The following is a 14,139-nucleotide window of genomic DNA, read 5'->3' as shown; positions in this document are numbered from 1 at the left end:
ATGCTCATTGGTAACGATGAGAATAATTTGAAGATGAATAAGGAGGCGCTTGAAATTGGAAAGAAGAGTATTAATTGTTGATGATGAGCGGGAAATTGCCGATCTTATAGAGATCTATTTGAAAAATGAAGGGTTTATTACCGAAAAGGCGTATGACGGGGAGCAGGCGCTGCTTGCTTATGCGCGAGATCCGTTTGACTTAGTCATCTTAGACATTATGATGCCGAATATGGACGGGCTGGAAGCTACGAGGCGGCTCAGGCGCGATCAATCGGTCCCTATTCTAATGCTCAGCGCAAAAGCAGAGGATATGGATAAAATTATGGGGCTGATGACCGGTGCGGACGATTATATGATCAAGCCGTTTAATCCGCTTGAGCTTGTGGCTAGAGTGCGCTCTTTACTGAGAAGATCCTATCAGTACAGCGGTCAATCAAGTGCGAATAACGGGGCGCGACTAGATAAGGAGCTTCGACTTGGACCGCTGCGGATCGATAAGATGAGCCATACGGCTGAAATAGACGGAAATCCGCTGCATCTCACTTCTACTGAGTTCGGCATTTTGCATTTGCTCGCTGGCCAGCCTGGCCGCGTGTTTAGTGCGGAGGATATTTTCCAGCAGGTGTGGAAAGAAAAATATTTTGATTCCAACAATACGGTAATGGTCCATATCAGCAAGCTTAGAGATAAGCTGGAGAAGGAGCTTGGTGATAAGATGATCATCACGGTCTGGGGGGTTGGCTATAAAATTGAAGGATAACATTGCATTAAAGCTTGTCTTTCGTTCGCTGCTGAATATGGTGATAAGCGCCGTGCTATCGGCTTTTTCACTGTATATCCTTTTAGGGTTCGGAATGTGGCTTATCGATAATGTAAGGCCAATGAGAGTTTTATATCAATTCGTTAATTCTATAGTTGATGGCAGACAGCTTTTACCTATAGCAGGGAGCGTGTTTTTGTTTTTTGTATTTTATATCATTCTCCAGTGGAGCTTATTTCATTATCTCGGTCAAATGAATAAGACGGTTCGCGGCATTGCTGACGGTACCTATGATATGGATTACCAAATCGAAGTGCGGAAAAGAAATATATTTGGTCCTATGGCAGCCAATATGAACAGCTTGGCAGGAAGGCTCCATCATGCGCTAGTGGAAGAGCGGAAGGCAGAGCAAACCAAAAACGAATTGATTACGAACGTTTCCCATGATTTGCGTACACCTTTAACGTCAGTGCTTGGCTATTTGGGACTGATTGAGCAGGATCGTTATCGAGACGAGGTAGAGCTGCGTCACTATGTTCAAATCGCTTATGAAAAATCGATGCGGCTCAATGTCCTCATTAATGATCTTTTTGAATATACGAGAATGAGGCATGATACGACTGCGCTTAAAGTAACGAATTTTAATTTAATCGAAATGCTCGGGCAGCTGCTCGTGCAGTTTCGTTTGCCGCTGGAGGAAGCGGGAATGCAGAGCAAGCTGGTGACAGATAAAACGTCAGTCATGATCAAGGGAGATGCAGCCAAGCTTGTGCGTGTATTCGAGAACTTGATAGTGAATGCCATGAATTACGGCAGAGACGGCAAACAGGTCGTTGTGACTGTTCAGTTGGAGGGCAGTGCAGCCGTTATCGAGGTTATTAATTTTGGTGAACCGATTCCAATGATGGACATTCCTCATATTTTTGAACGATTTTATCGCGTAGACAAATCAAGAACACAGTGGTCAGGCGGTTCCGGCTTAGGGCTTGCCATTGTCAAAGGCATCGTTGAAAAGCATGAAGGTACGATTTCGGTGACGAGTGATTCGGAGCAAACGGCATTCCGTATAACCTTGCCGATTATTAATTAATAATTAAGGGTTTCTTATGGTTTGTTTACGGTCTCCTTAAACTGACTCTCCTATACTTGGTTGTATAGAAGAGACAGTGAAAGGGGATCGTTTTTTATGCAGCAAGAAACGTATGGAAGAAAACGTGGAGGTACAATCTTGTGGCTTCTAACCGCAATTGGAGTGATCATCAGTGTCTTTTACGTCATTTCATTAAAAGGCAGCCCATCTAAAGCTGATTTGCAATTGGATTCTAGCTCGGCTATTTTAATAGATCTCAATACAGGGGAAGTGCTCTACGAAAAAAATGCAAATGAAGCGCTGCCGCCTGCAAGCATGTCGAAGCTGATGACAGAGCTTATCATACTAGATCTCACAAGTGATGGTACGCTTGATTGGAAAGAGCAAGTAAAAACCAGCGCTTATGCTGCAGAGGTGCCAGGTTCCCAAATAGGCTTTGCGGCAGGGGAGATCTATACGGTTAGAGAGCTTTTTGAAGCGATGGCGATTCATTCCGCGAACGATGCGGCAGTAGCGCTTGCAGAGCATGTTAGCGGCAGTGAGGCTGCATTTGTTCAATTAATGAACAATCGGGCTGCTAAGCTGGACTTGTCCAAGCAAACCGTCTTTGCGAATGCAACGGGGCTTAGCCATGAGGATCTGCTTCCGTTCGAAGCTGCTTCTTCAGAAAGAGACACCATGATGTCAGCCAAGGATACAGCAAAACTAGCTGCCTATTTACTGAAGAAGTATCCTGAGGTAGTCGATGTTTCCAGCCGCAATAGCGTGAGGCTTGCGAGCACCTCGCAAAGATTGAAGACGACAAACATGATGTTAAGCGGCATGCCGTATGCATTTCCGGGCAATGACGGATTGAAAACAGGTTATACCGTGCAGGCTGGTTATTGCTTTACAGGTACTGCGAAGCAGGATGGCAAACGGCTTGTATCCGTCATTATGGGTGCGAAGACGCCAGAGCAGCGATTCACGGAAACAGGGAAGCTGTTTGAATACGGTTTTCAATTAAGCGGCTTGGAGAGCGTAATGGGGCATGTGCAAAGCAAACTCGGCTTTAAAGTAGGATAAACAAGGTTGAATTAAATCTGTTTTTCTCGAATGATGAAGAATATAGTCGATCATTCTCATCTAAATAGTTGTGTTATTGTCATGTTAAGTCTAGAACGAGCGCAAGTCGCTTTTTCTGGACTTTTTGTTTTTATGTCATAAAAACTAACATTAAATGATTTACGAACCGGTTTTTGCTGTTTATAATAAAACTAATACAGATAAAGAGGTGAGTATATGCAATTGACCGAACGTGAAAAAGAAAAGCTGCTCATTACGATCGCTGCAGATTTGGCAAGACGACGAATGAATCGCGGCTTGAAGCTTAATTATCCTGAAAGCATAGCGATAATCACCTCTGAAATTATGGAAGGCGCTCGTGATGGAATGACGGTTGCACAGCTAATGGCATTTGGAACGAAAATTTTGAATGCGGATCAAGTCATGAGTGGCATACCGCAAATGATTCACGAGGTTCAGGTGGAAGCGACTTTCCCAGACGGAACGAAGCTTGTTACCATTCACGACCCGATAACTTGAAAACTTTATGCAAAACGGCTATGGGCATCATTTCATTTGATATAGAAAGTGGCATGTGAACGATCAGCTTTATAGGGGAGGAGAGAATGGCCTGTGATACCTGGACAATATCGTACGGCTGACGGTGAAATTGAATTGAATGCCGGAAGAATGACGAAGCAGTTAATTGTAGTAAATACTGGAGATAGACCGGTTCAGGTAGGCTCTCATTTTCATTTTTTTGAAGTGAATCGTGCATTGAGGTTTGATCGCGAGGCAGCTTTCGGGATGCGTCTTCACATCGCAGCAGGGACAGCGGTTCGTTTCGAGCCCGGTGAGGAGAAGCCTATAACTGTAGTTGAGCTAGGTGGTACAAAGCTATCTTATGGACTTAATGGTCTCAGCCAAGGGAAAGCGGAGAACGGCAGGATGCCAGATGTTGTTCGCGAACGACTTGCGGCTTGGGAGGGCGAAGGTAAATGACTAAGATGGATCGACGCAGCTATGCGGCCATGTTTGGCCCTACAACGGGTGATGCCATTCGGCTGGCAGATACGGAGCTATGGGCACAGATTGAACATGATTACACGGTGTATGGCGATGAATGCAAGTTCGGCGGCGGCAAGGTTATACGCGATGGCATGGGGCAGTCGAGCGGCGCGCTGCGTGATGAGGGTGTGCTGGATACATTGATTACGAATGCCGTTATTATCGATCATTCCGGCATTGTGAAAGCGGATATCGGCTTAAAGGATGGATTTATCGTTGGCATCGGCAAAGCCGGGAATCCAGACATTATGGACGGCGTGCACCCGAATATGATTGTTGGCGCAAGTACTGAGGTTATTGCCGGAGAAGGAAAGATTGTAACAGCAGGAGCCATTGATTCGCATATTCATTTTATTTGTCCGCAGCAAATTGAAACGGCGCTCTCCTCAGGCGTCACGACGATGATCGGCGGCGGAACAGGTCCGGCAACAGGAACCAATGCAACGACGGTAACACCTGGCGCGTGGCATATGCGGCGCATGCTGGAGGCAGCCGAACATTTTCCGATGAATATCGGCTTTACGGGTAAAGGCAATGCTTCGTTCACCGCTCCGCTTATTGAGCAAATTGAAGCGGGAGCTATTGGGCTTAAGCTGCATGAGGACTGGGGAACGACACCAGCAGCAATCGATGCCTGCCTGCAAGCAGCAGATCAGTATGACATTCAAGTTGCTATCCACAGCGATACACTGAATGAGGCAGGTTTTGTTGAAGATACACTGGCAGCCATTGGCGGAAGAACGATTCATACTTATCATACCGAGGGCGCGGGCGGCGGTCATGCCCCAGACATCATCATCGCGGCAGGCGAGATGAATGTTTTGCCGTCATCCACGAATCCTACTCGTCCTTTTACAATTAATACGATAGAAGAACATTTGGATATGCTGATGGTTTGCCACCATTTGGACAGCAGTATTCCTGAGGACGTTGCATTCGCTGATTCTCGGATTAGGCCGGAGACGATTGCAGCGGAAGATATTTTGCATGATATGGGCGTATTCAGCATGATTAGCTCCGATTCACAGGCGATGGGGCGCGTAGGAGAAGTTATTATCCGCACATGGCAAACGGCAGACAAGATGAAAAAGCAGCGAGGACCACTCCTTCCGGACAATGAACAGCATGATAACTTCCGTATTAAGCGCTACATTGCCAAATATACGATTAATCCTGCGATCACGCATGGTGTCTCTCATCTGGTAGGTTCGCTGGAAGCTGGCAAATTCGCCGATCTTGTCATTTGGAATCCAATGTTTTTTGGCGTCAAGCCGGATCTCGTCCTGAAGGGCGGGAGCATCGCATTTGCGCAGATGGGTGATCCAAACGCTTCAATCCCAACACCGCAGCCTGTGTTCGGTCGGCCGATGTTCGCGTCTTTTGGGAAGCTGGTGTTTAGCAGCTCGATTACCTTTGTATCTCAGGCAGCCTATGACCTCGGGGTTGCGAAGGAGCTCGGACTGCAGAAACGTATTGAACCTGTAAAAGGCTGCCGCAGCGTAACGAAGAAGGATATGATCCACAATGATGCAACGCCTAAGCTTGAGGTGGACGCGGAAACCTATCATGTTCTGGTAGATGGCGAGCATGTGACCTGCGAGCCAGCTGAGGTGCTGCCGATGGCGCAGCGATATTTCTTATTTTAGCTGCGCGCTGCGGCCATGGAGGACAGGAGGGCGAGCAAAAAATTGAATGATGATATGAAATGGCTGGCTATGCAGCAGCTGCTCGATTCAGCGCTGCCGATCGGCGGCTTCTCGCATTCGTTCGGACTTGAGACCATGGTTCAAGATGGCCGTATGAATCGTTCTGCTCAGCTCTATGATTATGCCTCAGCCATGCTCTTGCAAAGCTGGGCAACCTCGGATGCGATGGTGATCAAGGCCGTATATAGGGATGCGCCAAAAGGGAATTGGGAAAAGGTGTGGGCGATTGAGCGGATTGTTCATTTGCAAAGGGTCGCATCAGAAACACGCAGCGGCGTAGAGAAAATGGGACGGCGGCTGCTTCAGCTTGCAGCAGCCATACATCCGCAGCTGGATTGGTCGCCTTTACTGGAAGCTATGAAGGCAGGAAATTGTTTTGCTTCCCATCCTCTCTCGCACGGCTATGCCTGCTGGGTGCTTGGCATATCGGAGGAGAATGCGATCCAAGGCTATTTGTATACTTGCATCGTAACTTGCGTCAACAGCGCTCTGCGGCTGATGTCGATGGGACAGACGGAGGGCCAATCGTTGATCGCAAGGCTTATACCGCTAACAGCAGACGCTTTGGAAATCGTGCGTGCGATGGTGCCGGAACAAGCCTATTCTAATATGCCGATGGCGGAGATGGCGATGATGCGCCACGAGAGGTTATATTCGCGATTATTTATGTCTTAATTATAAATTAATGGAGGAATGAAAAATGTGCCAAGGACAAGGACATACGCATCAGGAATGGGAAAGCCCGGCAATAGACAGCTCAAGGCCGATCCGTATCGGTATCGGGGGACCAGTAGGCTCAGGAAAAACAGCGCTTGTTGAACGATTAACGCGTGAGCTTCATACCAAATACAGTCTCGCTGTCATTACGAACGATATTTACACGAAGGAGGATGCTCGTATTTTGTTCAATACGGGTGTGCTGCCGGAAGAACGTATTATCGGTGTTGAAACTGGCGGGTGCCCGCATACAGCCATTCGAGAGGATGCATCGATGAATTTTGAAGCTATCGAGGAGCTGGAGCGGCGGTTTGACCATCTGGATCTGATTTTCATTGAGAGCGGCGGAGATAATCTTGCTGCGGCGTTCAGTCCTGAGCTTGTCGATCGTTTTATTTACATTATCGATGTCGCCCAAGGCGAGAAGATTCCACGCAAAGGCGGACCTGGCATTATGCGCTCGGACCTGCTTGTCATTAACAAAATCGATCTTGCGCCGTATGTAGGAGCGAGTCTCGCAGTTATGGAAGCTGACACAATGAAGATGCGCGGGGAGCGTCCTTTCGTTTTCTCCAATTTGTTCGGCGGCGATGGCGTGGATGAAATTGTGAATTGGCTTACACATGAGGTAGCTCATGCGCGCGGAACGGAACACTCGCATGTGATCCAGCTTACGAGCATACCTGATGACAAGCGGCACACAGCTTCCTAATGAGGAATGAGCAAAGCAGTGCAGAGGCTGCAGCCATTCGGCACGAGGATAGTGCAGTGGGAGAGGTCAGGACATCCGTACTGCGTGCAACGTTTGCCAGCCGCCTCGGTCAAACGTTAATCGGCAATAAATATCATACCGCTCCGATAAAGATTGCCAAAGCTTTTCCACTGGATGGTCAGCTGGGCGTAATCGTAATGGATGTTTCTCCTGGCCTGCTCAGCGGTGACCGGTATGAGCTGGAATGGACAGCCGAGAAGCACTCTCATGTCATGATTACGAACCAATCGTATACGAAGGTGCATCCTAGTTTGCCTAACAGTGAATCTTCGATGCAGCAATTGTTCGAACTAGAGGCAGATGCGGTCGTCGAGCATATGCCGGAGCCCATTATGCTATATAAGGAAGCAGCCTTTCGAAACGATACACAGGTTCGACTGCAAAAAGGGTCCGCTTGGCTGCAAGCCGACGTCCTTTGTCCAGGTCGCACGCTTCGTGGTGAATGCTTCGACTATCGCTCATACAGCAATTCATTAACCGTACATTATGGGGAAGAGCTTATCTTCTCGCAACGTCAGCGAGTAGTGCCAGGCAGTCAGGTTATAACTGCGCCTGGCAGCTGGGATGAGATGACGCACTGGGCTACCTTTTATATGTTCAGTGACCGTGTCAACAGCAGCCATCTGGAGCAGCTTCAGGAGAAAATGGACAGCTTCGAAGCTCCAGAGGCTCATAAAGTAATTGGCGGTGCGTCTATGACTTATCGTTACGGTGTTGCGGTGTCCGCAGCCTCAACGGCAGCATGGCCGCTGCAGCAATTAATGCAAGAGCTGTGGCAGACTGCGCGAATGGGACTGCTTGGCAAGCCGCCGCTGCGATTTTTGCAAGGATAGATCAAGCAGTTTTATACTTTTTCAGAAAAAAGGTCAACCTTCAACCTTCGGTTGGCCTTTTTGTGCTAAATCAAAAAGGTTTCATATTTATTTCGTGAAGAACGTTAGTTAAACAAAGGAAGGGAAGGTATAATATGAACAACAGGATGGACTAAAGAAAGTAGATAGGTTGGTGATCAATTGGAAGCTTCAAATATGGAAAGACAAGAGTTAATGAGGCGGCTGGACGAATCGTTTCGTCAAGTGAGAAGACAAATAAACACCGAATGGCACACCTATAATGTGCATGGCTTAGGCATGACCCATGGGAAAATGCTAATTATTTTAGGGAAATCAGGACCACAGAAAGCATCAGCTTTGGCTGAGCAGCTGCTCATCACTAGTGGTGGAGTTACTGGAATTGCTGATCGTTTGATAGAGCTCGGGTATGTGAAACGCGAACGCGGCGAGAAGGATCGGCGTGTCGTGATGCTCGAAATTACGGAAGAGGGTTTGGAAATCATCCATTTAATTGAGACGATACGCTCGAAGCTGATGCTTAAGCTGTTCGATGGCATGTCGATAGCAGATATGGAGCAAGGTGTTCAGTTGTTTGAGCAAATGAGTCGCAATATGGAATCGGATGTTACAAATTCGTGACTAATTTCATATTTCATTATTATTGTGGATGAATTTAGTGTAGAATAAACTAGAAATTTGTCGAATCGAAAAAGATTGACAAAATCCGATAAAACAACTAGGATTAAAAGGAATTAATACATTCAATTGTTTAGGGGAGATTACGATGAAAAAGGTTTTTGCTTTGGCGGTATCGTTGTTTCTAATGGTTGCGATTGTTGCAGCTTGCGGATCTAACAAAAATGAACCAGGAAACGCAGCGAATAACGGTGCAGGTGACAAAGCGGACAAGAAAAAAATCGCTCTTGTATTGCCCGAAAAAATTGGCGTTAACAAGTTTTTTGTATTGATGGATGAAGGCTTCAAAAAAGCAGGCGCAGAGTTTGGCGCTGAAGTGAAAACAATTGAGTCCACTGACCCAGCGGGTTTTGAACAAAATCTTCGTGCAACGGTAGCTGAAGATTACGACTTGATTATTACAGCAACATTCCAAGCAGAAGATGCACTTAAGAAAGTGGCTGCTGAAAATCCAGACAAGTCTTTTGCAGTTATCGATACTGTAGTTGATCTTCCAAACGTTCGCAGCGTTAACTTCCGCGAGCATGAAGCTTCCTACTTGATGGGAGCACTTGCAGGTCTTGCAACTAAAACAAATATTGTGGGTGCAGTCGTTGCAATGGACGCTCCACTTCTTAGCAAATATACATCAGGATTTGAACAAGGTCTGAAAAGCACAAATCCAGATGCACAATTCCTTATCAACTATGTAGGCAGCTTCACGGATCCAGTTAAAGGTAAAGAGCTTGCGCTTCTTCAACAGTCCAAAGGCGCTGACTTTATCGCAGGTATGGCAGCAGTTGGCGACAATGGTGTGTTTGATGCAGCGAAAGAAAAAGGCTTCTTCACTTCAGGTCAAGATACAGACCGTACGGATGAAGATCCAGAGCATATCGTGCTTTCACAATTGAAAGGTACGGATGCAGTTGCTTACGAAACAGTGAAAAGCTTCGTTGATGGCAGCTTTGCATTCGGCGTTGCAGACTACGGCTTGAAAGAAGACGGCGTAGGCTTGACTTTCGTAACAAGAGACAGCAAATCAACGCTTAGCCCGTTTATTGGCCAAGAAAATGTCGATAAAGTAAAAGCTATCGCAGAAGACATTAAATCTGGTAAAATCGTAGTAGTTAATCCGCTAGCTCAATAGTACAACAGGCCGGCTGCTAACCATGCAGCCGGTTTGCTTGTTGCCTAGAAGCTTCCTCTGTAATCGAGGGAGCGGTTTTTTTGTTTATATCGGGATTGAAAGGGGAGAGCTTTTGTATGTTGCTGCAAATGGACAGCATTACGAAGTCATATGGGAGCGTAACCGCAAATAGCAATGTTCAGTTTTCGCTGCAAAAAGGAGAAATTCATGCCTTAGTCGGTGAAAACGGTGCAGGGAAAACGACGTTAATGCGTATTCTGTACGGGATGGAAAGTCCAACTAGCGGTGAAATTCGCATTGACGGCAAGCCGGTTTCGTTCGGGAACCCAGCTGATGCGATTAAGCATAAGATTGGAATGGTTCATCAGCATTTCATGTTATTCCCGACGTTTACGATTGCCGAAAATATCGTTATTGGGCGCGAGCCCTCCAAAGGGGTAGGTTTTGACCGTAAGGCAGCTGCCACAGAGGTGGAAAGAATTGGCAAGCTTTATGGCATGCCGGTAGATCCTTGGAAGAAAGTTGCAGATTGCTCGCTTGGCATGCAGCAGCGCGTTGAAATATTGAAAGTGCTCTATCAGGGCGCTGAAGTTATTATTTTGGATGAGCCAACTGGCGCCTTGACGCCGCTCGAAGTGAAAGAGCTGCTCATTGCGATTAAAGGATTAGCTGCGCAGGGCAAAAGCTTTATTCTTATTAGTCACAAGCTGCAAGAAATTATGGAAGTTGCTGACCGTGTTACCGTCCTTCGAGATGGCAAGGTTACGGGAACAGTCGAAGCGAAAGACACGAATGCGGAACATTTGTCACGGCTTATGGTAGGCCGGGATTTAGTACATATATCACGAAATAAGGTGAGCAGAGGCAAGCCTGTTCTTGAGGTATCAAATGTTTCTATTCCAGGTGTCAAAGCGAAGCCGCTACTAAGCGATATTAGCCTTCATGTCAATGGGGGCGAAATTGTGGGGATCGCGGGTATTTCAGGCAATGGTCAATCCGAGTTATTGCAGACGATATCCGGTTTAATGAAACCCGGAGCCGGCACAATCAAGCTGCTGGGTAAAGATGTGACCGGTGCGCCGGTTGGCGATATTCGTGAAAGCGGGCTTGCTCATATTCCTGAGGACCGTTACCAGTGGGGCGTTGCGAAGGATGCGACCGTTACGGAAAATGGCTTGATGGGACATGCTGACAAGCATCAAAAGCTTGGTGTATTGAATGGGATGAGCATTCGTCAAATGGTAGGCGAGTGGGTGACACGCTTTGGGATAAAAACGGGCTCTTTATCTACAAAAGCTCAGTATTTATCCGGCGGAAACCTACAGAAGCTTATCGTTGCACGGGAACTTGCGCAGAAGACGCCGTTTCTTATCGCAGCGGAGCCAACGCGAGGCGTTGACGTCGGCGCAATGGAAATTATACATGGCGAGCTTCTAAAGAAGCGGGATGAAGGCGGAGCGATATTGCTTGTTTCATCAGAGCTGACTGAAATTTTGAAGCTATCTGATCGGGTGTTGGTCATGTATGAAGGTAAGATCGTAGGGGAACTGGATGCTGACAAAGCTACAGAAGAGCAAATTAGTTTGTTAATGGCGGGAGGAAAAGCGGTTGGATAAGCTGGTACAATTCGGACGTTCGCTGTTACAGCCGCTTTTGGCTGTTATCATTGGTTTAGCAGCGGGTGCGATTGCCATTGTTATCGTCGGAGGCTCCGTAATGGAGACATACGCGGAAATGTGGAAGGGCGCCTTCGGCAGCTTTTATTTTTTTACGAATACGCTCAGTAGAGCTACGCCTATTATCCTTATTGGTCTAGGGGTGGCGCTGGCATTCCGAGCTGGATTTTTTAATATGGGCTCAGAAGGCCAAATGGTATTAGGCGCTCTTAGCGCAGCGGTAACGGCAATCTATTTGCCGGGGCCAGGTTGGTTTAAACTCGTAGCTGCTATTATAGCTGGAATTATTTCCGGGGGAATATGGTCGGCATTCGCAGGATGGCTCGATGCTAGATTTCGAATGAATCTGCTCATTACCACTTTATTGCTCAATTATATTGCAACGTTGTTTGCAGGTTATATTGTATCGTATCCGCTCAAGGATCGTACAGGCTCTGCTGCAATGGCACAGACGGTTATGCTTGATCAAAGCGTATGGCTGCCGAAGCTGTTTAAAGGAATGAGCCTTCATGGCGGATTTATTATCGCTGTAGTCGGAGCAATATTGCTGTTCTTGTTCATGCGCTATACCGTTAAGGGTTATGAAATTAGAATGCTTGGCGGCAATCCGTTGTTTGCAAGCTATGGCGGCGTGCAGCGTGGAAAAATGATGCTTATCAGCATGTTCGTCAGCGGAGGTTTTGCAGGACTAGCTGGCTCCGTTGAAGTGCTCGGCACGCAGTACCGCTATTTGGACGGCGCTTTGACTTCGCCAGGTTACGCATGGTCGGGTATCATGGCCACATTGCTTGCCGGATCGCATCCGCTCGGTACGGCTGTAGCTGCGATTTTGCTTGCTGCACTGCAGACCGGCGGTATGGGCATGGAGCGGAATACAGATGTTCCGCTGGAAGTATCAAGCATTATTCAAGCGGTGCTCATTTTATTCGTTTCTGCTAAGTTCACATACTCGTTCATTAAACGCAGGAAGGCGAGGTCATAAGTATGGATTTTTTATTAGATGTCTCGCTGTACGCCTCGACGCTTCGTATGGTTACACCAATTCTGCTTGCGGCACTCGGCGGCGCAATATGCGCGCGTGTTGGTTTGTTTAATGTAGGCCTAGAAGGTTTAGTATTGATCGGTGCATTTTCTGGGATTGTAGGCAACCACTTCACCGGAAATGTGTTCGCAGCCGTATTGTTTGCGGTATTATGCTCACTCCTGTTTTCAGTGCTGTTCGGTTTTATGAGTATTCATCTGAAAGCGAATGTTATCGTTGTTGGTATTGCGCTTAACTTTCTGGCGCTTGGACTTACGACATTCTCACTACGTGCGATCTTTGATGTGAAAGGCGCATACTACAATAAGGATATGATTGGGCTGCCTAAATGGGATATTCCATTGTTAAAAGATATTCCATGGTTCGGAGAAGTTTTATCCGGGCATTCCCCGCTTGTCTACTTGTCCATCATTCTCGTTATTGTGCTGCAGCTGTTTTTGTTCAAAACGGTTACGGGCTTTCGCTTGCTGGCAGCTGGAGAGAATCCGACAGCAGCCAAAAGCTTAGGCATCAAGGTAACTCGCATTCAATATGGAGCAGTGCTGCTCTGCGGCGCTCTGTGCGGGTTAGCAGGCGCGCAGCTGTCGCTCGGCAATGTCACTATGTTTACAGAGGGAATGACTTCCGGTAGAGGTTTCATTGCACTCGTTGCAACGATGTTAGGCCAATCCAATCCAATCGGTGTTGCGGCATCAAGCTTGCTGTTCGGATTTATGGATGCACTCAGCATCAGGCTGCAGGGCTTCGCGCTGCCGACTCATTTTACGATGATGCTGCCTTATATCGTTACGATTCTCGCGATGTTGTTCTTTAAAGATAAAGGTTATATGCAGGAAGCTCGAAAGTCGAATGAGAGCTCCAGGTAGAGCTGAGATGCTTTATAGCTTGAAATGAGAAATGAATCAGCAAGGAATGGAATCTGGAGGTATACGAGATGCATAAAAAAGCAGAACGTCTCAAAAAAGTGACTAGCATTAAACAGACGGTGCTCGCTCCTGAGATCGCTCATCGGATTCCGCCTGGTCAAACGATGACCGAGCGTTTTCCGATTTTGCATGAGGGAGAGGTTCCTTCCTATGACATCAACACCTGGTCGCTGCGAGTATTCGGCGAGGTAGAGGAGGAGCGTACGTTCAGCTTCGAAGAGCTGCTTGCTATGCCTCAAACCCAAACGAAGTGCGACATTCATTGTGTAACGCGCTGGTCGAAGCTGGACACAGAATGGGAAGGCATTAAGTTCAAGGACTTGCTGCCTTTGCTGGGCGTTAAGCCAGATGCCAAATATGTTATGTTTCATGCAGATGAGGACTATGACACAAATGTACCGCTTGAGGATTTATTGCACGATAATGTGCTGCTTGCGCATCGATTTGACGGTGAGCCGCTGACTGACAAGCATGGCTGGCCGATGCGGATGCTCGTTCCTCATTTGTATTTTTGGAAAAGCGCAAAGTGGATTAGAGGTATTGAGTTTATGAAAGAGGATCGCGAAGGCTTCTGGGAGCGCAACGGCTTCCACAACTATGCCGATCCATTTAAAGAACAACGCTTCACGAGCGAAGAGAATTCGATGCCGGAAGACGAATGGATAACGAAGGAGTTTGATTAA

Annotated in this window: 15 protein-coding genes; all 15 read left to right on the top strand. The window is 47.2% G+C overall.

The window, feature by feature from the left end:
• Window positions 1-55: 55 nt before the first annotated feature.
• The 15 genes from BK120_RS28080 to BK120_RS28010 all read left to right on the top strand — a co-directional run bounded on the left by BK120_RS28080 (window position 56) and on the right by BK120_RS28010 (window position 14,139).
• Window positions 56-760 carry a response regulator transcription factor gene (locus BK120_RS28080; RefSeq protein ID WP_076270806.1) on the top strand — a complete coding sequence of 235 codons (705 nt, stop codon included), beginning with the start codon at window positions 56-58 and terminating at the stop codon, window positions 758-760.
• Window positions 750-1,850, top strand: coding sequence for a sensor histidine kinase (locus tag BK120_RS28075; RefSeq protein WP_144376879.1), 1,101 nt, complete (start codon window positions 750-752; stop codon window positions 1,848-1,850). Before BK120_RS28080 ends, BK120_RS28075 begins: the two co-directional genes overlap by 11 nt.
• 96 nt (window positions 1,851-1,946) lie before the next feature.
• On the top strand, window positions 1,947-2,915 hold the full coding sequence (locus tag BK120_RS28070) for a D-alanyl-D-alanine carboxypeptidase family protein (protein WP_083682554.1): 969 nt from the start codon (window positions 1,947-1,949) through the stop codon (window positions 2,913-2,915).
• 216 nt (window positions 2,916-3,131) lie between these two features.
• Window positions 3,132-3,434, top strand: a complete 303-nt coding sequence (locus BK120_RS28065) for an urease subunit gamma (RefSeq protein ID WP_076270805.1) — start codon at window positions 3,132-3,134, stop codon at window positions 3,432-3,434.
• 93 nt (window positions 3,435-3,527) lie between these two features.
• Window positions 3,528-3,896, top strand: a complete 369-nt coding sequence (locus BK120_RS28060; RefSeq protein ID WP_076270804.1) for an urease subunit beta — start codon at window positions 3,528-3,530, stop codon at window positions 3,894-3,896.
• Entirely contained in the window at window positions 3,893-5,608 is a 1,716-nt protein-coding gene (gene ureC / locus BK120_RS28055; protein ID WP_076270803.1) for an urease subunit alpha, read from the top strand. The genes BK120_RS28060 and ureC overlap by 4 nt, the downstream gene beginning before the upstream one ends.
• A 42-nt stretch (window positions 5,609-5,650) precedes the next feature.
• The gene (locus BK120_RS28050; RefSeq protein ID WP_256711049.1) at window positions 5,651-6,343 is read left to right on the top strand and encodes an urease accessory protein UreF; all 693 of its coding nucleotides are present in this window, start codon (window positions 5,651-5,653) and stop codon (window positions 6,341-6,343) included.
• 25 nt (window positions 6,344-6,368) lie between these two features.
• Complete coding sequence (gene ureG / locus BK120_RS28045; RefSeq protein WP_076270802.1) at window positions 6,369-7,097, top strand: urease accessory protein UreG; 729 nt, start codon at window positions 6,369-6,371, stop codon at window positions 7,095-7,097.
• A complete protein-coding gene (locus BK120_RS28040) occupies window positions 7,097-7,990 on the top strand; it encodes an urease accessory protein UreD (protein ID WP_083682552.1) in 894 nt (297 codons plus the stop codon). Before ureG ends, BK120_RS28040 begins: the two co-directional genes overlap by 1 nt.
• Window positions 7,991-8,185: 195 nt before the next feature.
• Window positions 8,186-8,629, top strand: a complete 444-nt coding sequence (locus tag BK120_RS28035; RefSeq protein ID WP_076270801.1) for a MarR family winged helix-turn-helix transcriptional regulator — start codon at window positions 8,186-8,188, stop codon at window positions 8,627-8,629.
• A 145-nt stretch (window positions 8,630-8,774) separates the two neighbouring features.
• Window positions 8,775-9,812, top strand: a complete 1,038-nt coding sequence (locus BK120_RS28030) for a BMP family lipoprotein (protein WP_076270800.1) — start codon at window positions 8,775-8,777, stop codon at window positions 9,810-9,812.
• 116 nt (window positions 9,813-9,928) lie between these two features.
• Window positions 9,929-11,428, top strand: a complete 1,500-nt coding sequence (locus tag BK120_RS28025) for an ABC transporter ATP-binding protein (protein ID WP_076270799.1) — start codon at window positions 9,929-9,931, stop codon at window positions 11,426-11,428.
• Window positions 11,421-12,470 carry an ABC transporter permease gene (locus BK120_RS28020; protein WP_076270798.1) on the top strand — a complete coding sequence of 350 codons (1,050 nt, stop codon included), beginning with the start codon at window positions 11,421-11,423 and terminating at the stop codon, window positions 12,468-12,470. Before BK120_RS28025 ends, BK120_RS28020 begins: the two co-directional genes overlap by 8 nt.
• Before the next feature lie 2 nt (window positions 12,471-12,472).
• Complete coding sequence (locus BK120_RS28015; RefSeq protein WP_076270797.1) at window positions 12,473-13,396, top strand: ABC transporter permease; 924 nt, start codon at window positions 12,473-12,475, stop codon at window positions 13,394-13,396.
• A 68-nt stretch (window positions 13,397-13,464) separates the two neighbouring features.
• Window positions 13,465-14,139, top strand: coding sequence for a sulfite oxidase-like oxidoreductase (locus BK120_RS28010; protein ID WP_076270796.1), 675 nt, complete (start codon window positions 13,465-13,467; stop codon window positions 14,137-14,139).

The organism is Paenibacillus sp. FSL A5-0031 (genome assembly GCF_001956295.1).
Classification (GTDB): domain Bacteria; phylum Bacillota; class Bacilli; order Paenibacillales; family Paenibacillaceae; genus Pristimantibacillus.
Note: the sequence above shows the minus strand (reverse complement) of the source record. Positions and strands in the feature narration are given on the sequence as shown.

Bases quoted from the DNA above. Each gene is read 5' to 3' on its own strand.
- BK120_RS28070 (WP_083682554.1), top strand. From the start codon at position 1,947: ATGCAGCAAGAAACGTATGGAAGAAAACGTGGAGGTACAATCTTGTGG.
- BK120_RS28065 (WP_076270805.1), top strand. From the start codon at position 3,132: ATGCAATTGACCGAACGTGAAAAAGAAAAGCTGCTCATTACGATCGCT.
- ureC (WP_076270803.1), top strand. From the start codon at position 3,893: ATGACTAAGATGGATCGACGCAGCTATGCGGCCATGTTTGGCCCTACA.
- ureG (WP_076270802.1), top strand. From the start codon at position 6,369: ATGTGCCAAGGACAAGGACATACGCATCAGGAATGGGAAAGCCCGGCA.
- BK120_RS28040 (WP_083682552.1), top strand. From the start codon at position 7,097: ATGAGGAATGAGCAAAGCAGTGCAGAGGCTGCAGCCATTCGGCACGAG.
- BK120_RS28035 (WP_076270801.1), top strand. From the start codon at position 8,186: ATGGAAAGACAAGAGTTAATGAGGCGGCTGGACGAATCGTTTCGTCAA.
- BK120_RS28030 (WP_076270800.1), top strand. From the start codon at position 8,775: ATGAAAAAGGTTTTTGCTTTGGCGGTATCGTTGTTTCTAATGGTTGCG.
- BK120_RS28025 (WP_076270799.1), top strand. From the start codon at position 9,929: ATGTTGCTGCAAATGGACAGCATTACGAAGTCATATGGGAGCGTAACC.
- BK120_RS28015 (WP_076270797.1), top strand. From the start codon at position 12,473: ATGGATTTTTTATTAGATGTCTCGCTGTACGCCTCGACGCTTCGTATG.
- BK120_RS28010 (WP_076270796.1), top strand. From the start codon at position 13,465: ATGCATAAAAAAGCAGAACGTCTCAAAAAAGTGACTAGCATTAAACAG.